The sequence below is a fragment of the Rheinheimera sp. UJ63 genome, assembly GCF_021568285.1.
Lineage (GTDB): Bacteria > Pseudomonadota > Gammaproteobacteria > Enterobacterales > Alteromonadaceae > Alishewanella > Alishewanella maricola.
Genome location: NZ_JAKGTQ010000004.1, coordinates 202,110 through 220,848 on the forward strand (window position 1 = coordinate 202,110; position 18,739 = coordinate 220,848).

At 47.1% G+C, this 18,739-nt stretch carries 19 protein-coding genes; 6 read left to right on the top strand and 13 right to left on the bottom strand.

All coding sequences use genetic code 11. The features are described from left to right. The 12 genes from lipB to leuS all read right to left on the bottom strand — a co-directional run bounded on the left by lipB (position 1) and on the right by leuS (position 11,743). On the bottom strand, positions 1 to 654 hold the full coding sequence (gene lipB / locus L1N97_RS12960) for a lipoyl(octanoyl) transferase LipB (protein ID WP_324295608.1): 654 nt from the start codon (positions 652 to 654) through the stop codon (positions 1 to 3). Between the two features lie 77 nt (positions 655 to 731). Beyond that, positions 732 to 1,013 (bottom strand): DUF493 family protein YbeD, encoded by a 282-nt coding sequence (gene ybeD, locus L1N97_RS12965; protein ID WP_226751225.1) that lies wholly within the window; start codon positions 1,011 to 1,013, stop codon positions 732 to 734. Positions 1,014 to 1,097: 84 nt separating this feature from the next. Next, positions 1,098 to 2,261: a serine hydrolase gene (locus L1N97_RS12970; protein ID WP_236130074.1), complete on the bottom strand. Its 1,164-nt coding sequence runs from the start codon at positions 2,259 to 2,261 to the stop codon at positions 1,098 to 1,100. Positions 2,262 to 2,300: 39 nt separating this feature from the next. Then, positions 2,301 to 3,161 (bottom strand): septal ring lytic transglycosylase RlpA family protein, encoded by an 861-nt coding sequence (locus tag L1N97_RS12975; protein ID WP_236130075.1) that lies wholly within the window; start codon positions 3,159 to 3,161, stop codon positions 2,301 to 2,303. Position 3,162: 1 nt separating this feature from the next. After that, positions 3,163 to 4,284 (bottom strand): rod shape-determining protein RodA, encoded by a 1,122-nt coding sequence (rodA, locus tag L1N97_RS12980; RefSeq protein ID WP_229586363.1) that lies wholly within the window; start codon positions 4,282 to 4,284, stop codon positions 3,163 to 3,165. Beyond that, a complete protein-coding gene (gene mrdA, locus L1N97_RS12985) occupies positions 4,277 to 6,148 on the bottom strand; it encodes a penicillin-binding protein 2 (protein ID WP_236130076.1) in 1,872 nt (623 codons plus the stop codon). Before mrdA ends, rodA begins: the two co-directional genes overlap by 8 nt. 2 nt (positions 6,149 to 6,150) lie before the next feature. Then, on the bottom strand, positions 6,151 to 6,621 hold the full coding sequence (gene rlmH / locus L1N97_RS12990; RefSeq protein ID WP_226751230.1) for a 23S rRNA (pseudouridine(1915)-N(3))-methyltransferase RlmH: 471 nt from the start codon (positions 6,619 to 6,621) through the stop codon (positions 6,151 to 6,153). Positions 6,622 to 6,627: 6 nt separating this feature from the next. Then, positions 6,628 to 6,948, bottom strand: a complete 321-nt coding sequence (rsfS, locus tag L1N97_RS12995; RefSeq protein WP_226751231.1) for a ribosome silencing factor — start codon at positions 6,946 to 6,948, stop codon at positions 6,628 to 6,630. Positions 6,949 to 7,011: 63 nt separating this feature from the next. Then, positions 7,012 to 7,650 (bottom strand): nicotinate-nucleotide adenylyltransferase, encoded by a 639-nt coding sequence (nadD, locus tag L1N97_RS13000; protein WP_229586367.1) that lies wholly within the window; start codon positions 7,648 to 7,650, stop codon positions 7,012 to 7,014. Beyond that, positions 7,640 to 8,680: a DNA polymerase III subunit delta gene (gene holA / locus L1N97_RS13005; protein ID WP_236130077.1), complete on the bottom strand. Its 1,041-nt coding sequence runs from the start codon at positions 8,678 to 8,680 to the stop codon at positions 7,640 to 7,642. Before holA ends, nadD begins: the two co-directional genes overlap by 11 nt. Next, on the bottom strand, positions 8,680 to 9,093 hold the full coding sequence (locus tag L1N97_RS13010) for an LPS-assembly lipoprotein LptE (RefSeq protein WP_229586371.1): 414 nt from the start codon (positions 9,091 to 9,093) through the stop codon (positions 8,680 to 8,682). Before L1N97_RS13010 ends, holA begins: the two co-directional genes overlap by 1 nt. A gap of 64 nt (positions 9,094 to 9,157) precedes the next feature. After that, complete coding sequence (gene leuS, locus L1N97_RS13015) at positions 9,158 to 11,743, bottom strand: leucine--tRNA ligase (protein WP_236130078.1); 2,586 nt, start codon at positions 11,741 to 11,743, stop codon at positions 9,158 to 9,160. A gap of 152 nt (positions 11,744 to 11,895) precedes the next feature. On the opposite strand from leuS, the gene L1N97_RS13020 reads away from it, so the two are divergent. The 6 genes from L1N97_RS13020 to L1N97_RS13045 all read left to right on the top strand — a co-directional run bounded on the left by L1N97_RS13020 (position 11,896) and on the right by L1N97_RS13045 (position 17,362). Next, entirely contained in the window at positions 11,896 to 12,360 is a 465-nt protein-coding gene (locus L1N97_RS13020; protein ID WP_229586375.1) for a zinc ribbon-containing protein, read from the top strand. A 241-nt stretch (positions 12,361 to 12,601) separates the two neighbouring features. Further along, a complete protein-coding gene (locus L1N97_RS13025) occupies positions 12,602 to 14,086 on the top strand; it encodes a SulP family inorganic anion transporter (protein WP_236130079.1) in 1,485 nt (494 codons plus the stop codon). 13 nt (positions 14,087 to 14,099) lie between these two features. After that, the gene (locus L1N97_RS13030) at positions 14,100 to 14,948 is read left to right on the top strand and encodes a universal stress protein (RefSeq protein ID WP_229586378.1); all 849 of its coding nucleotides are present in this window, start codon (positions 14,100 to 14,102) and stop codon (positions 14,946 to 14,948) included. Between the two features lie 167 nt (positions 14,949 to 15,115). Beyond that, positions 15,116 to 16,567: a sodium:proton antiporter NhaD gene (gene nhaD / locus L1N97_RS13035; protein WP_236130080.1), complete on the top strand. Its 1,452-nt coding sequence runs from the start codon at positions 15,116 to 15,118 to the stop codon at positions 16,565 to 16,567. A gap of 56 nt (positions 16,568 to 16,623) precedes the next feature. Continuing rightward, entirely contained in the window at positions 16,624 to 16,974 is a 351-nt protein-coding gene (locus L1N97_RS13040; RefSeq protein ID WP_229586382.1) for a putative quinol monooxygenase, read from the top strand. Further along, a complete protein-coding gene (locus tag L1N97_RS13045) occupies positions 16,919 to 17,362 on the top strand; it encodes a DCC1-like thiol-disulfide oxidoreductase family protein (protein WP_236130081.1) in 444 nt (147 codons plus the stop codon). Before L1N97_RS13040 ends, L1N97_RS13045 begins: the two co-directional genes overlap by 56 nt. Here L1N97_RS13045 and L1N97_RS13050 read toward each other — a convergent pair. Beyond that, complete coding sequence (locus L1N97_RS13050) at positions 17,359 to 18,315, bottom strand: hypothetical protein (protein ID WP_229586386.1); 957 nt, start codon at positions 18,313 to 18,315, stop codon at positions 17,359 to 17,361. The two genes, L1N97_RS13045 and L1N97_RS13050, sit on opposite strands and share 4 nt — an antisense overlap. Between the last annotated feature and the right edge of the window lie 424 nt (positions 18,316 to 18,739).

Consider the following 18,739-nt stretch of genomic DNA (forward strand, 5'->3'; position numbering starts at 1 on the left):
TTAATTTTCTAACCCCGTTTTGAACACTGGTACCGTAATGGCCAAGTGCTGTTGAAATAATTCTGCGATCAGTTTACTCGCTTCGGCGATGCTTTGTGGTCCACCCAGATCAGCGCTACGGATCATTTGCATGCCGGCATACCCACAAGGATTAATACGTTGAAAGGGGGTTAAGTCCATATCAACATTCAGTGCTAAGCCGTGAAAGGTGCAACCCTTGCGCACGCGTAAGCCTAATGAAGCAATTTTAGCCCCATCGACATAGACGCCAGGCGCATCCGCTTTAGCCGCGGCATTAATCTGGTAGCGCTGTAGCAGTTCGATCAATATTTGCTCTAGCATGGTAACTAGGTTTCTGACACCAAGCTGACGCCGCTTGATATCTAACAAGACATAAACCACTAACTGGCCAGGGCCATGATAAGTAACTTGACCGCCGCGATCGACTTTAACCACCGGAATATCGCCTGGAAATAACAGATGTTCTTCTTTCCCTGCTTGGCCTTGTGTAAATACCGGCTGATGTTGCAATAGCCAAATTTCATCGGGTGTGTCGCTATGCCGATTATCGGTAAATTGCTGCATCTGTTGCCAGATGTGAGTGTAATCTTGTAGCCCTAAATCACGGATCACAAGTTGTTCATTGACAGACACGGCTAACTCCGTAAAAAACTGGCTGCATTATAATGAATTATCTGGCTAATACGAACTTTATGGCATGTTTAGCTGCTTTACAGGACGTAACGAACCAGTTCAATTTTGCCAAGTTCGGTGTACAGCAATTCAATATGTTCTTTACTGGTTACCGTGACTTTTACCGAGACGGAATGATAATTACCTTTGGCGCTAGGTTTAACCAATGGGCTGTAATCGGTGGCCTCAGTATGTTGCTGGATCACCATCATCACATCGTCAACCAAACGGCTTTCTGCAATCCCTAGCACTTTAAAATTAAATTGGCAGGGGAATTCCAGATACTCATCAAATTTGGTGTTTTTTACTTCAGTAACCATGTTGTTGTCTCTTTTGCATTGTCATAGGCATTTTAACAAAAAATCCCGACAGCTGCCGGGACTCTTTTCTTGCCGCACCTAGACTTAGTTGAATTTCATTTTAACGTAGTCAACTAACCGACTGAAAAAACCACCTTGTTCAACGGTTTCCAGTGCAACCAGCGGGTAGATAGCCACATCTTGTTCTGCTACCTGCACATATAATTGACCGACTACTTGTCCCGCAGATATGGGGGCAACCAGTTGCTGATCCAAGCGCACTTCGGCTTTTAAACTTTTACGCTGCCCGCGTGGCAACGTAATGCTGTTGGTTTTAGCTAAACCGAGCGCAATGCTTTCTTTGCTGCCTTGCCATATACGTTGTTCACTGATTTTTTCACCAGCTTGATAAGGGGCAAAGGTTTCAAAAAAGCGAAAGCCATAAGTTAACAGTTTTTTGTTTTCTGCGGCACGAGCGCGCTCGTTGGCCGTACCCATTACCACAGAGACTAAGCGCATATCTTCACGCACCGCTGAGGTGATCAGGCTATAACCGGCTTCTTTGGTATAACCGGTTTTAATACCGTCGACTTCTAAACTGCGATCCCATAACAAAGAGTTACGGTTTGATTGACGGATATTGTTGTAACTAAATTCTTTTTCAGAATACAGCGCATACAAATCAGGTACATCACGAATTAACGCTTGTGATAACAAAGACATATCACGAGGCGTGGTGTATTGGTCTTCTAAATGTAGGCCGTGGCTGTTACTAAAACGGCTGTTGTTCATACCCAAACGTTCAGCATGGGCATTCATTAAATCAACAAAAGCGCCTTCGGTACCGGCAATATGCTCAGCCATCGCCACACAAGCATCATTACCAGATTGGATCATGATACCGCGGCTTAAATCAGCAACGGAGACCTGAGTGCCCACTTCAATAAACATTAAGGATGAACCCGGGAAGTTTTTCGACCAGGCGCGCTCGCTGATGGTGACCATATCATCAAGGCTGATATTGCCTTGTTTTAATTCCATGCCGATAACGTATATCGTCATCATTTTGGTCAAGCTGGCAGGGGCTAAAGACATATCGGCGTTTTCTTCCGACAGTACAGTACCCGTATGATAATCAATAAGAATATGGCCTTTGGCAGCAACCGTTGGCGCTTGTGGCGTCACCGTTTGTGCTGTTAATGAGGCAGTAAAACAAAGGCTGCTAATAGCCAGCGTAGCGGCAGTAATAAATTGTGGGTAACTAGTCATGGCACCTGTTCTTTGAGTTGGGTTTCCGGGTTACACATCTTAGCCGCATTGGCGGCCATCGATAAAAAAGGCTTCCGGGTAACTTGCTGACCGGAAACGGTTAAGCCAGTTTTGCGCTAATTGCAGATCAGCGGTTGGGCCAACTAACAGTCGATATAAGCCATTACCGGCTCGTACTTCGGTAGGCACAGACCATTGTTTAGCTACCTGCTGCTGTAATTGTATCGCTTTGTTGTTATCACTGCTGGCAAACAGTTGAATATAACATTGGCGGTTAAGCACAACACCTGTGCTGATCGCACTGCTTGATTGTTGCGCCAGCATCGCCGGCGATTTTAACAACTCAAGCTTAACCCTTGCTGTACCGCGCTGCAACATGCCTATTTTATAAGCAGCGGAATAAGACAAATCAATCACACGGTCTTGATGAAATGGGCCACGATCATTCACTCGAACAATGGCACTTTGTTTCGTGTCTAAATTAGTGACTCTAACATAAGAGGGTAAGGGCAGCGTTTTATGTGCGGCGGTCATGGCAAACATATTATAAGTTTCACCATTTGACGTGTAATGACCATGAAACTTGTTGCCATACCAAGAGGCAATGCCGATCTCTTCATGCTCGGTGGCTTGTGCCATCGGTAAGTAATCGATGCCAAAAATGTTGTACGGTTTATTCCCCCCGCGGCTTAATGGTTCCGCATTGGGGGTGGGATCGGTCATTTCTAATAGCGTCGGTAACCTATCGGGTTTGCTGTCGCTATCTTGCTGATAACGGCCGGCATTCGGCGACATTTGTTTTTCAATGCCGGATTGATTGGATGGCGGCGATTTGCTGCTACAAGCATTGAGCAGCAAGCTGCTTAATATTATTAAACTAACTAGGCGAATAGTGTTCATATTAGGTCTTGGCTATACTACGTTTATGCGTACTAACGGACATGATAATACCGAATGCGGCCATCATGGTTACCATGGATGTTCCACCGTAACTCACCAGTGGTAAAGGCACGCCGACTACGGGCAACAGACCTGACACCATACCGATATTTACAAAGACATAAACAAAGAAGGTGAGGGTAAAGCTGCCTGCGACTAACTTACTGTAATTATCCTGTGCGCGGGCTGCGATTAGCAAGCCCCGGCCAATAATAAAAAGATAGATGGCTAACAACACTAAAACGCCAATTAAACCAAACTCTTCACTGAGTACTGAGAAGATAAAGTCAGTATGGCGCTCGGGTAAAAACTCTAGTTGCGACTGGGTTCCTTGCATCCAGCCTTTACCATCCACACCGCCAGAGCCAATCGCGATTTTTGACTGGATAATATGATAGCCCGAACCGAGCGGATCGCTTTCGGGGTTGATAAAAGTCAGTACGCGCTTACGTTGATAATCATGCATTAAAAATAGCCACATCACTGGGGCAAAAGCCGAGATCAGGGCCGCAATAAAACCGATCAATCGCCAGCTCATTCCGGCCATAAACAACACAAAAATGCCCGCGGTAGCAATCAGGATCGAAGTGCCGAGATCCGGTTGTTTCGCGATCAGTAGTGTAGGGATCAAACACATCAGAAAACCCACCAGCAAATGATGCAATCGTGGGGGTAAGTTATGCGAGGAAATAAACCAAGCAATAGCCATTGGCACTGCCAGCTTCATAATTTCTGAAGGCTGAAACTTCATAAAACCCAAATCAAGCCAACGTTGCGCACCTTTACCCACGTGGCCAAACAACAACACACAAACCAATAGAATGGTGCCGAAGATAAATAATGGAAATGACCAGCGCCGAATAGTTTGAGGGTTAATTTGTGCAAATGCGATCATCACGGTTAAAGCTAAGCCAAGCCGAATTAACTGACCTTCTAGCATACCTTCGTTTTGCCCTGAGGCGCTGTAAAGTACAATCAAGCCGTAGCACATTAAGGTCAGCAAACCTAACAGTAACGGCGTATCAATATGAAAAAAAGCCAATTTACTGATGCGATTAGGTGGATTCACTAAACTATTATTCATCGTTGTTATTTACCTCAGCGCTAAAATAATAGTCGAGCATTTGCCTCGCGATGGGCGCTGCGGTACTGCCACCACCACCGGTATTTTCTACTGTTACTGCAATCACGATAGTGGGAGCATCCGCAGGGGCATAACCAATATACATGGCATTATCGCGCAGCCTTTCGTCTAACTTACTCGCATCGTATTTCGCATCTTGCGCGATACTAACGACCTGGGCGGTACCGGTTTTCCCCCCTGAGGTATAGGCGGCACCTTTAAAGGCATTAAAAGCCGTACCTTTTTGCGTGGCAACGGTTTGCTGCATGGCATCGCGGACCACTTGCCAATTACGAGGGTTCACAACCTGCATTACCTCTTGGGGTGTAGTGTCGATCGATTCTGTGCCCAAATCATTGCTCAGTTCCCGCACAATATGTGGTGTGGGCTGTAGGCCATTATTGAGCAGTACGGCAGTAGACACTAATAGCTGTAGCGGTGTGATGGTCCAATAGCCTTGGCCGATACTGATGGCCACGGTATCACCATGGTACCAAGGTTGGTTATGCCGGGCGCGTTTCCAACCGCGAGAGGGCATTATCGTGTTTGATTCTTCATGAATATCAATACCACTTTTTTCGCCAAAGCCCATCTTTTGCATATAGTCAGATACCCGATCAATACCTAACTTAACGCCCATGTCATAGAAAAAAGTATCACAGCTTTCGACTATCGCGGTATAGACATCAACCCAGCCGTGGCCCCAACGTTTCCAGTCGCGATAGCGATGCTCTACGCCGGGTAATTGAAAGAAACCCGGATCCCAAATGCGCGTGTTGGCTGAAATCGTATTGGTTTCAAGCCCGAGTAGTGCTAAATGCGGTTTGATGGTTGAGGCTGGCGGATAGACACCTTGGGTGACACGGTTAATCAGCGGCCGATCGGCTGAGTTGAGCAAAGCATTATAGTTTTTACTGCTAATGCCATGCACAAATAAATTCGGATCGTAACTTGGGTTACTGTAAAAGGCTAAAATAGCACCATCGCGCGGATCCATCGCCACAATGGCGCCACGTTTTTCGAGTAAAATTTGTTGTGCGGTTAATTGCAAGCCAACATCGATATTCAGCTTAATGTTTTTACCTGAACTTGCGGGGACAGAGCGTAGCACGCGGATCAGTCGCCCACGGTTATTCACTTCGACTTCTTGATACCCCATCACGCCGTGCAATTCCGTTTCGTAAAAGCGCTCTAAGCCGATTTTACCAATATCACGAGATGCAGCATAATTGGCCAGTTGCTCGTTTTCTTCTAACTGTTTTAAATCATTGGTATTAATGCGGCCGATATAACCGAGTGCGTGGGTAAATAAATCGCCAAAAGGATAATAGCGGCTTAAGCGGGCTTCAACGGTCACCCCAGGTAAGCGGTGCAGGTTAACTGAGATGCGCGCCACTTCTTCGTCATTTAATTGCTCTTTTAAGGCAATGCTATTAAATCGACGTTGTTGGCGAACCTCTTTTAAAAAATTCGTTTGTTGCTCTTCACTGATCTCAATTAAGGCACTGAGTTCTTGCAGTGTGGTCGGCATATCACTGATTTGCTCGGGCACTAGCTCTAACGAGAATACCGGGCGGTTTTCTGCCAATAAGATGCCATTTCGGTCGGTGATTAATCCGCGATTGGGTGCCAGCGGCAACACTTTAATGCGGTTGCCTTCTGAGCGCGTTTGATAAGCTTGATAAGAGGTGACTTGCAAGTGATACATATTGACCACGATCACCGCGAACATCAGCACCACAAACACCATAGCAAACACGGCTCGATGATTAAACAAGCGATGTTCAGCTTCGACATCCTGCATGGCCACGCGTTTTTTTAACATGCTTACTCGCGATGATAAGGGTGGTTGGTACTGATACTCCAAGCGCGATACAAGGCTTCCGCCATAACCACACGCACCATGGGGTGGGGCATGGTTAGTGCCGACAATGACCACTTGGCTTCACTGGCATCGATACAGGCAGGAGACAGACCTTCAGGTCCGCCGATCAGAAAACAAACATCTCGGCCATCATGTTGCCATTCTTGTAGTTTGCCCGACAACTGCGGGCTACTCCAGTTGGCACCGGTAACCTCTAAGGTCACAATCCGACTACCTTTAGGCACGGCAGCCAGCATTTTTTCACCTTCGAGTTCTAAAATACGTTTGATATCAGCGTTTTTACCACGCTTGCCGGCACTGATCTCAATTAATTCAAAAGGCATATCACGCGGAAAGCGCCGCGCATACTCCTCAAAGCCGCTTTGCACCCAACTTGGCATTTTGGTGCCAACGGCAATCAGGATTAACTTCATACTAAGTTAACCGCCCCAGAGTTTTTCCAGTTGATAAAAGTTACGGCTTTCTTCCAACATAACATGGACGACAACATCTCCAAGATCGAGCAGCACCCATTCACCTGATGCTTCACCTTCTATGCCTAATGGCTGCACGTCGATTTTTTTCACTTCGGCGGCCAAGTATCCAGCAATAGACTTGGTATGGCGGCTAGAAGTTCCTGAACAAATTACCATAAATTCAGTGACGCTTGATTTACCGCGTACATCTAACGTGACAATGTCACGGGCTTTCATATCGTCGATTTTGTCAGTAACAAAAGCAACCAGTTCGTTTGTTTGCACCCTTGATCCTCAGTAGCAATGAAAAAGCGGCATTTTACCACATTTTATCTAGGTAAACAGAACTCAACAGCCATAGAGTGCATGTTGACGAATATATTCTAGAACTTGGGCAGGTAACATGGCTTGCACACGACGATCACTGGCAAGTTGTTGTCTGACAAAGGTGGCGCTTTCGTAAAAATCAGGGTTATCTAAAAGTAAAATTTTTCCGGCATCTTGTTGTTGCAGCTGGCTCAGCGTGGCGCCATAGCGTGCGAGTAACATGGGGGCATCACCTTGATCGGCGCTATACCCTGGGCGGCGACAAACAATTAAATGCGCCAGTTCGAGGATTTGCAGCCATTGATGCCATTTCGTGAAATACTGTAAAGAATCCATGCCAATAATAAACGCCAGCGTGGTATCGGGTTGCTGTTGTTTCAACGCTCTTAAGCTATCGACGGTGTAACTTGGGCTAGTGCGGTTGAGCTCTAAGCGCTCCAGCCGCATAGTCGGTTCGTTAGCAATAGCCAACTTTACCATAGCGGCCCGTTGTTCACTGCTCACGCCGGGGGTCGCACGATGCGGCGGCAAATGGCAAGGCATCAACGCTAATTGCTTTAAAGCACAATGTTCAACAACGTAGCGGGCACAAGCCAGATGGCCTCGATGGATCGGATCGAAAGTGCCACCAAAGATACCGAGTAGGGGCTTAGTCATCATGCTGCTGCAAAGAGAAAGTGCGTGACAGTGGATGACAGAATAAGGTGGCCAGATGGGCCAGCGCTAAACTGGGATCGCTCATTTTGCCGGCTTTATATAAACGATCAAAGGCTGCCAGCTCTTGCAGTAAATAATCTTGCCAGCGCAGCGTCAGCCTTTTAATCGCTTGCAGATACAAAGGTTGGCGTTTTGGCCAAATAGCGAGTTGTTTAAACATGGCGCTAGTATGACCACTTTGCTGTGCTACTGAGAGTTGGCGTAACTGCAATAACTCTTTTTGTAATTGCCAAGCAATAATCACGGGCTCGGTATCTTGATCGAGCAGCCGAGTTAAGCGATGTAAGGCATCGGCACTGTGCCCTGTTAGCAAGGCATCCACCAATTGAAATACGGTATAACTGGAATGGTCAGCTAAAAAGCGACTAAATTGCTCGGCATCAATCCGTTCATGGGGATGGGTAAGGCAAAGCTTTTCTAATTCCTGGCGCGCAGCCAGTAAATTACCCGCACAATGTTGTTGTAATAATTGCAGGGCGTCACTGGTCAGTTGCAGATTTAACTGCTGGGCTCGTTGTTGTAACCATTGCCGCTGCTGCCGCTCATCTAAAGCATATATCGGTACTTGTACTGCGCTGTTCTGCAGTTGTTTAAACCAAACCAGTTTACTCACTTCACTGTGATTACGATTGCCGTGCACTACTAAAATAATATCAGGGTGCAATTGTGCCGCGAGCTGTTTTAAGGCGTCATTGGCCGCAGCCGCTAATTTATTTTGCGCCAGTTCAAGCTCAATCAGTCGGCGCTCGGCAAACAGCGACATCGCGCTTAATTCATTTTGTAAATCTTGCCAATCAAATTGCGCATCGGCACTAAAGCTCAAGCGTTCTAAATAGCCTTGCTGTTTAGCGGCAAGACGGATTTGCTCGATGGCTTCGAGTTTTTGCAGTGGCTCTTCACCAAACAACAAATAACAGGGTGCGAGACCCTGTTGCAGTTGTGCTGGCAGTTGATTCACGTAGAGTTTTTGCATTAGCCCAAACGCGCAAGCTGACGAATAATCCGGTTAGCCGCTTGTTGTCTAAGCTCTTTAAGCAGCAGCTCAAGCTCTTGCGCTTTGGCTAAAGCCTGATTCGGATCGTCTTGATAATCGCGGAACAGTTCAAACTGATATTTTTGTGGTTCTTGATCCGGTAGTTGGATCTGATACTCCACTTTGTAGATCAGTTCGTATTCGGCAACCTGACCATTGGCAAACAGCGATAGGGTTCGACGCTCAAGCGTGTCTTGCTGTAACACCAATGATGGCCGATTGCTTTGATAGCTGCTCAGCAGTTCAACGTCGTTTTGTTGAAAACGCTGATTAAGCAAAGCGGCTAACTCTGAATGCGCATCACTTTGCAGGTAAATGGCCGGAAATTGACTTAACGGCAAGTTACCGCGCAAGTGAAAACCGCAGCCCGTGAGCAGACTTGCGACGAAGCAAAGGCACAGCAGACGGGCCCACATATTACGCTACCACCAAGTTAAGTAACTTACCGGGAACGTAAATGATTTTACGCGTTTCGCCTTCCGCTAAGTAACGTTGCACATTGTCATCTAACTTTGCCATCTCGAGTACTTGCTGTTGGCTGGCATCGGCAGGCACGGTGATTTTTGCCCGTACTTTACCGTTAATTTGTACCACTACCAGCTTTTCATCTTCAACCAGAGCTGCGCTGTCTACTTGTGGCCAAGTGGCTTGCTCAATAGCTTGCTGATGGCCCAACTGTGCCCACAAGTATTGTGCAACATGAGGGGTGATCGGGTTAAGCAGTTGCAATAGCGCAGTGCAGGCTTCGCGCATGACGGCGCGGTCTAGCGGGCTGGCTAAACTGGCTTTTTGTAATTTATTGGTCAGTTCCATTACCGCTGCAATTGCCGTGTTAAAGGTATAACGGCGGCCGATATCATCGGTCACTTTGGCAATGGTTTTATGCAGTTCACGGCGCAGTAATTTTTGTTGGTCGTTCAACGCACTGATCTCTAATGCACCCGGTTCACCTGCCGCTTGCACATCGCTGATTAAGCTGTAAACCCGTTTGATAAAACGGTGCGCGCCTTCAACGGCCGAATCAGACCATTCTAACGTTTGCTCTGGCGGTGCGGTAAACATCATGAATAAGCGCACGGTATCGGCACCATATTGGTCGATCACTTTTTGCGGATCGATGCCATTGTTTTTCGACTTTGACATCTTGCTCATACCGGCAGATAACACGGGCAGGCCATCGGCTTTTAGTGTCGACTGAATGATCCGGCCTTTTTCATCCCGCTCAATGTGCACATCTTGCGGTGAGAACCAGATTTGGCCGCCATTTTCAGCTTCGCGGTAAAAGGTTTCAGCCAGAACCATACCTTGACATAACAGGCGTTTGAAAGGCTCATCACACTGCACTAAGCCAACGTCACGCAACAGTTTATGGAAGAAACGCGCATACAATAAATGCAGGATAGCGTGTTCGATACCGCCAATGTATTGATCGACGGGCAGCCAGTAGTTGGCTTTTGCGGGATCAAGCATGGCTTGATCGTAATCAGGGCTGCAATAGCGGGCGTAATACCAGCTCGATTCCATAAAGGTATCGAAGGTATCGGTTTCATGAAACGCAACCTGACCCTGATAATCGGTTTTTGCCCACTCGGCGTCAGCTTTGATGGGTGAGGTCACACCATTCATTACCACGTCTTCGGGCAAAATAACCGGTAAACGATCGGCCGGCACCGGCACAACAGAACCGTCTTCTAGGTTCAGCATCGGGATCGGTGTGCCCCAATAACGTTGCCGTGACACACCCCAATCGCGCAGGCGATAGTTAACCTTAACATCACCCTTACCTAGGGTGGCTAGCTTGGCAGCAATGGCGTTAAAGGCGTCTTGAAACGCTAAACCATCAAACTCGGCTGAGTTTACCAAAATGCCTTTTTCAGTATAGGCTTGGCTGTTTAGATCGGTCACACTGCCATCGGCAGCCGTGACAACTTGTTTAATTGGCAGTTGATACTTGCTGGCAAATTCATAATCGCGCTGATCATGCCCCGGCACTGCCATGACAGCCCCTGAACCGTAGTCCATTAAAACAAAGTTAGCGACCCATACCGGGACTTGCTCGCCCGTTAACGGATGTATCGCGAAAATACCGGTAGCGCAGCCTTTTTTCTCCATGGTTGCGAGTTCGGCTTCGGCCATCTTGCCGCCTTTGATTTCTTCAATAAAGGCTGCCAGGGTGCTATTAGTTTTAGCGGCTTGCTGCGCTAAAGGATGCTGTGCCGCCACGGCCACGTAAGTAACGCCGTAAAGGGTGTCTGGGCGCGTGGTGTAAACTTCTAATTCACCGTCTTGACCGGCAATGTCAAAACGAATATTGATGCCTTCAGAACGACCAATCCAGTTTTTCTGCATGGTGCGTACTTGCTCTGGCCATTCGGTCAGTTGCTCTAAATCTGCTAATAACTCTTCTGCATATTCGGTAATGCGGATAAACCACTGAGCCAGTTCGCGTTGCTCAACCAGCGCGCCTGAGCGCCAACCGCGACCATCAATAACTTGTTCGTTAGCCAACACACATTGATCAACGGGATCCCAGTTAACCGTGGCCATTTTTTTGTAAACTAAACCTTTTTCATACAGCTTGGTAAAAAACCATTGTTCCCAGCGGTAGTAATCCGGTTTACACGTCGCCACTTCGCGATCCCAGTCGTAGCCAAAACCTAACCGCTTCAGCTGCGTTTTCATATAATCAATATTTTCGTACGTCCACTTAGCCGGCGCCGTTTTATGGTTAATCGCGGCATTTTCGGCCGGTAAACCAAACGCATCCCAACCCATAGGCTGCATGACGTTTTTACCTTGCATCCGCTGAAAACGGCTGACAACATCGCCGATGGTATAGTTACGCACATGGCCCATATGCAAACGGCCACTGGGATAAGGAAACATCGAGAGACAGTAAAACTTTTCTTTATTAGGATCTTCCGTTACTTTAAAGGCGTTAGTGTCTTGCCACTGTTGTTGCAGGGTGGTCTCAATTTGCTGAGGATTATATTGCTGTTGCATTTACGTCTTCCAGAAAAGTCTTAGTGCGGGCCTGAGCGGTTGCAGTTCGCAAGGTTCGGGCAAAATTCGCTATAGCATACCTTAGGCGGGTTTTGACAACAATAAGCAGCATCTTGTCTATACTTGATTTAACGCGCTAAAAGGAGTTTGAAATGGCTGAATTTAAAAAGAAGTACCAACAATGGCTGGCCGAGCTAACCGACACCCTTGAACAGGCCGGTCAACGTCAGCTCGATAATATGCTGGAGTTCAGTGAAATATTGCAGGCCTACCTTAAAGCCGGTAAGGATCTCAGTGCTTATGAAAGCCAATTGTTTGTCGAAACACTGAAACAACAATGGCAAGCGGCGAATACGGCGGAGCAGGCGCCATCGATGTGGAGCGAGGAATTATGGCAGCAGCTTAGCCAAATTACTGATCGCACTCAGGTCGAATGGGTTGAACTGTTAGAAGATTTCAATCATCAAGGTGTTTATTATCAAGGAGAATATGTTGGCATGGGGCGCTATCGTTGTAGCGAGTGTCAGCAGAGTATTGATTACACTCACCCAGCTGAATTGCTGTGTTGTGCCACGTGTGGTGGTGTGCAATTTTTCCGAGATGGCTTGCCAGTTTAACCCGTATGGTCATGCCATAGCCTTTAACGGCAAAAAACTGTACAATCTCGCCCCTATTTTAATCTTGAGCCGCGTGATACACGGGGCGAGTGAACGAGGATAGACCGGTGTAACACTGATCAATTGAAGCTAAGCAGCGCTAATCTGCTGTTTCAACATTAAAGCTCGCCTTAGATGGCGCGACATTGTTACAACAGACAATTTAGTCTGTTCCCTCTTATTACTTCTGTTGGATATTTCTATGCTAAGTTCAATTCGTCAAAACTGGTTTTCGAACACCAGAGGCGATGTGTTATCAGCGTTAGTGGTTGCACTGGCTCTAATCCCTGAGGCGATCGCCTTTTCTATCATTGCCGGTGTGGATCCTAAAGTCGGTTTGTATGCCTCTTTTTGTATTGCGGTAATAACGGCTTTTGCCGGCGGTCGTCCAGCGATGATTTCTGCCGCGACCGGTGCCATGGCACTGTTAATGATTACCCTGGTGCGTGAGCATGGTTTGGAATATTTGCTGGCCGCCACCTTATTAACGGGTGTACTGCAAATTGCCTTTGGCCTTTGTAAGTTAGGTGAGTTGATGCGCTTTGTCTCGCGCTCGGTGGTGACCGGTTTTGTGAATGCCTTAGCTATTCTTATTTTTATGGCACAACTTCCTGAGCTGACTGGCGAGCATGGCACCACCTTGGTATACGGCATGACTGCGCTGGGCTTGGCGATTATTTATTTGTTTCCTTACGTTACCAAGGCCATTCCCTCGCCATTAGTTTGTATCGTGGTATTAACCGCCATTGCCGTGTACTTCGGTTTAGATATTCGTAATGTGGCGGATATGGGCGAACTGCCAGACAGCTTGCCTATTTTCTTATGGCCTGACGTACCGCTAAATATTGAAACACTGGTTATTATCTTCCCTTACGCGTTAGCCTTGGCCATTGTCGGTTTATTAGAGTCACTGATGACGGCCACCATCGTTGATGATTTAACCGATACCAGCAGTAACAAAAACCGTGAATGTGTCGGCCAAGGTGTGGCAAACATTGGTTCAGGTTTATTAGGGGGTATGGCCGGTTGTGCGATGATTGGTCAATCCGTTATTAACGTCAAATCAGGTGGCCGTACTCGTTTATCTACCTTATTGGCAGGTGTTTTCTTATTGATTTTTATCGTATTTCTGAGTGATTATGTTGGCATGATCCCAATGGCAGCCTTAGTGGCGATTATGATAATGGTATCCATTGGTACCTTTAGTTGGGCTTCAGTTAAAGATCTGCAAAAACACCCGAAAAGCTCATCAGTGGTGATGATTGCCACGGTATTGGTGGTGGTATTTACCCATAACTTGGCTTACGGTGTGTTAGTGGGTGTGTTGTTAAGTGCGCTATTCTTCGCTAATAAAGTGGGGCAAATTCTGGCGATTACTGCTGAGTTATCAGCCGATGGTCATCAGCGTACTTACCGTGTCGTTGGCCAAGTGTTCTTTACCTCGGCTGAGCAATTTATTGCCAGTTTTGACTTTAAAGAAGCCATAGAGAAGGTGCAGATTGATGTTAGCCGCGCGCATTTTTGGGATATTACCGCCATAAGCTCTTTAGACAAGGTGGTACTCAAATTCCGCCGTGAAGGGACTGAAGTCGAGTTGCTGGGCTTAAATGCTGCCAGTGCGACACTGGTTGATAAATTTGCGGTGCATAATCGTCCTGATGCCATAGAAAAGTTGATGGGTCATTAACAGGAGTAATTCCATGACACAATTTGTTATCGCTTGTATCGATCCTTCGCCGTATGCTGAAGCCGTTTGTGATTATGCCGTCTGGGCCGCCAAACAACTGCAAGCCCCCTTAACGATGTTGCATGCCATTGATAAAGCGCAGCATACGCAAACGCCTGATCTGAGTGGCAGTATTGGTTTAGGTTCACAAGAAGTGTTATTGCAGCAATTAGCTGAGTTAGATGAAAAACACAGTAAGTTAGCACTAGAGCGTGGCCGTTTAATGTTAGATGCGGCCAAAGCCCGTGCAGAGCAAGCCGGCGTTGCCAGCGTTGATGAACGTTTACGCCATGGCAGCTTAGTCGAGTCGTTAAAAGCAACAGAAGACGACACGCGACTAGTGGTGATGGGTAAGCGGGGCTTAAGCAGCGCCGATGCACACGGTCAATTGGGCTTACATGTTGAGCAAGTGATCCGCAGTTTGCATCGGCCTATTTTGCTCACCCAACAACACTTTAAAACGCCGCAGCGCATTATGTTAGCGTTTGATGGTAGTGCTACTGCGCAAAAAAGTTTAGACATGCTCGCTGCTAGCCCATTGTGTAAAGGTTTACCGGTGCATTTAGTGTTTGCCGGTATGCCTGAGCAGGCGCCAGCGCTAGATGAAGCCGCGATCTTGCTGCAACAAGCGGGTTTTGAAACGAAAACCGCAGTGGTTGCGGGCGATCCAGAAGAAGTACTGCACCAGTACCAACAAGAGCATCATATTGATTTGTTGATTATGGGCGCTTATGGCCATTCGCGGATCCGTCAGTTTATCGTCGGCAGTACTACGACCGCGATGTTAAGTAAGGCGAAATGCTCGTTACTGATCCTGCGCTAAGGGGTTAGAGATCAAAACCGTTAAGACTAAAAGCTAGCGACAATTTAGCGTGCAGAGCAGAATTAGCTCTGCACGCTATGAAAAAAGGGCGTATCATATGCCCTCAATACCAGCGCTGAGGCGCAGGTAGAGACCCCCCGCATAAATTGACCTAAATAGAAGCCATCATGTTAAACCTCAGATCCCTTTTGGTGTTATTGAGCTGCCTTGCCCTTTACCCATCCACGGCGTTAGCCGAGACAGGACCCATAAATTTAACTGCAAGCCCGATTGGTATTATTGCCTTAGGACTCTTCTTTTTAGCTTATTTACTCGTTATGGCTGAAGAGAAAATTCAATTACGCAAATCGAAACCGGTATTAATTGCTGCTGGTGTTATTTGGGCCATGATTGGCTGGCGCTATATGCAAGCTGGCTTGGCTGTTGAATCGGAATCCGCGTTTCGACATACCTTATTAGAATTTTCAGAGTTAATGCTGTTTTTATTGGTGGCGATGACCTACATCAACGCCCTAGAAGAGCGACGTTTATTCGATGGTTTACGCGCTTGGCTTATTCGCTCTGGCTTTAGCTATCGCACCTTATTTTGGATCAGTGGTATTTTAGCCTTTGGTATCTCTTCTTTTGCCAATAACATGACTACCGCTATGCTGATGTGTGCCGTGGTAATGAAGGTGGCCGAGGGTGACAAGCGTTTTATCAACTTATCTTGCGTGAATATCGTGGTGGCCTCTAATGCCGGTGGTGCGTTTATTCCGTTTGGTGACATTACTACGTTGATGGTGTGGCAGGCGGGTATTATTACGTTTAATGAATTCTTTACCTTGTTTATTCCGGCCGTGGTCAACTTTTTGTTACCTGCGGTCATTATGAGCTTGTTTGTCGAGAAACGCTCGCCTAGCGGCCACTCTGAAGCGGTGGAATTAAAGCGTGGCGCTTTACGTATTATGTGCTTGTTTCTACTCACCATCGCCACCGCGGTGGCCTTTCACTCATATTTTGGTTTACCACCGGTACTTGGCATGATGACGGGTTTGGGTTACTTACAGTTTTTTGGTTTCTTTTTACGAAAAACCTTACCAGGCTCTTTGGCTCGCAAAAAGGCCATGGCGGAAAGAGCCGGCGATATCGAACGGATCCGCTCGCTGGGTCAAGTCGTACCTTTTGATGTGTTTAGCCGGGTTGCCCGCGCCGAATGGGACACGTTACTCTTCTTCTACGGGGTAGTGGTATGTGTCGGTGGTTTAGGTTTTATTGGTTACCTCGAGTTATTATCGACGGCACTTTACACTAACTGGGATCCGACATCGGCTAACGTGGTATTAGGCCTGATGTCGGCCGTAGTGGATAACATTCCGGTGATGTTCGCTGTATTAACGATGAACCCTGAGATGTCGCATGGCCATTGGTTGCTGATTACATTAACGGCGGGGGTAGGCGGTAGTTTATTGTCTATCGGCTCTGCGGCAGGGGTAGCGTTAATGGGCCAAGCCCGGGGTAATTATACTTTTGTTGGTCACTTAAAGTGGGCGCCGGTCATTTTATTGGGCTACGCTGCCAGCGTGATGTGCCATCTGTGGCTTAATGCTGAGTTGTTTACTATTTTCGGTCGGCTTTAATGTTTGCCGCCTCGCCTGATGTCTCGGGCGAGGCGGTTTTTTATAGCGAGTGAGTTATGTCAAAAAAAGTTTATTGTGTGGCACAGTTTCTGCCAAAAGCGGGTAAAGAAGCGGCTTTATTTAAGGTATTACAAAGCCTTGAGCCAAACACGCTGCGTGAGGATGGTTGCTTGCAATACATTGTGACACGTCAAGTAGCCAGCCCCTTTGCCGAAGGTAAAAGCTTCCCTATTGCCTTTAATGAAATTTGGGCGGATATGGCCAGTTTTGAAGCGCATTGTCAGCGTGCCGAAATCAAACATTTCTTTGAAACCTACTGTGTTGCGGCTGATGGGTTAGCCGCAGATTGGAATGTCTGTATTTATACCGATGAACCTGCTGAGTATGACGCACCCCAACTTGGCTGAAGCCGCGCTTGCTGAGTCAGTTTCAAGCTTAGCACTGTTTTATGATGAGGGCTGTCCGGCGTGTCGGTTTTACAGTCGACGTGTGCAGTTACAAGCCTCTTTGGGGCAATTGCAGCTCATCGATGTAAGGGCTGAACCCCACTATGCACGGTTGTTAGCTGGCGCAGGGTATCAGATTGAGCAGGGGATGGTGCTGCGCGTTGCTGACAGTTGGTATGGCGGTGCGGATGCCTTGCAGATGCTAGCGTTACTCAGTAGCCGTAGTAATGTTTTTAATCGATTTAACTTTTGGTTGTTTAAATCGCCGCGTCGCGCCAAAGTGTGGTACCCCGTGCTACGCAGGGCCCGTAACAGCTTGCTTTGGCTGTTACGGTTGCCAAAAATTTAGGCCACTTGCTTCTCTGCTAAATGTAACTCCATCATCGCTTTCAACAACCGGAATAAACGAATAGCGGCGTCAATTTCTTCGCGCCGGTTTGTTAAACTTTCAACATTCAAACCCAAGGGTAAGTCTAAGGCGGCACAATGTTGCAAAATTTGCTGCAAGTTATCTCGGCAAATTTTAATCGATTCATTCAACGGATTGGCCGCATCTAAAATACGATACTTACTGCCCTCAGGCACAGAAATACCCAGCCACTGCATAAATGTTAAAGTTTGCTCACCGCCACAGGGGGTAAAGGTCAAAATAATGCGTTTGGGGCTGATACCTTGTTGCTTACAGCTTCTGGCATAGCTGGTAAGTAAATCAATAGTGGCTTGCGCGTTATACACCGCTTGCGAAATAAAGAACTGACAACCTTGTGCCGATTTCTCAATTAGTCGCAAATGTTCGTTGCCTTTTTTAGCATGGCGCTCTGCAATGGCCACACCGCCTAAATGAAACTGAGCATCGTGTGCGGCTAACTGCTGATAAGCTTCTGGCAAGCTGAGTTTGATATCACCATTAGAGGAGGGGCTACCCACTAACACAAGATTACGTAAAGCATATTGCTGCTCTGTTTCGGTTAGCCAGGTATTAAATTCCGCAGCATCACGCTGGGCTACACTCTTATAAGTGATCACATCTTGTTGTGCGAGTTCACGTAACAATACGCTGTAATCACGGGGATCTAAGGTACTGTGAAAAGGAAAAGGCCGCTCTGCAGCTACGCGGCTGCTTTCATCTTGAATATCATAAACAATTAACCCGTCGTACTCGATTTCGTTTAAACGGGCCAACAGCTTTTTAGCGATACGTGTGGTTTTTTCGATATCCGTGCCGGCTTTTGGCGGTGTGGTGCCAATCAAATAGACACCCTGTGCCGGATCAGTGATTTTTTGCTGTAAGGATAATGCCATGATACTTATACCCCAAATTGCGATTCCGGTAGTATACACCTATCTGGACGTCTGGCCATCTAAATTTTTGGTTTTTTAATCTGTTAATCCCATCACACTGCGAAGGTTTGTATTTACGTTTTGTATCTGACAGCGAAGCTTGCAGCTTGCAAAACGTTAAACGTTGCGTAAAGCTTCGGCTGGAGCACGCTGTAAATACCTCCTTGTACGCTCCTCTTTTTCATCCCTGAAAAAGACGTCTTAAGCCAACGTTTACTTCGCTATTAACTCGTCCAGCATCAATCCGAAGTGTTTGTGCTTTTAATCCCATTACGTTGCAAGCCGGGCAACCTGGCGCGGCCAAGGTTTTAAGACGAGGGGTGTTTGAGCGAGGCACGGTAGTGCCGAACGAGTTACCTCGTCGCCTTGGTCGGGTTAGGTTGAG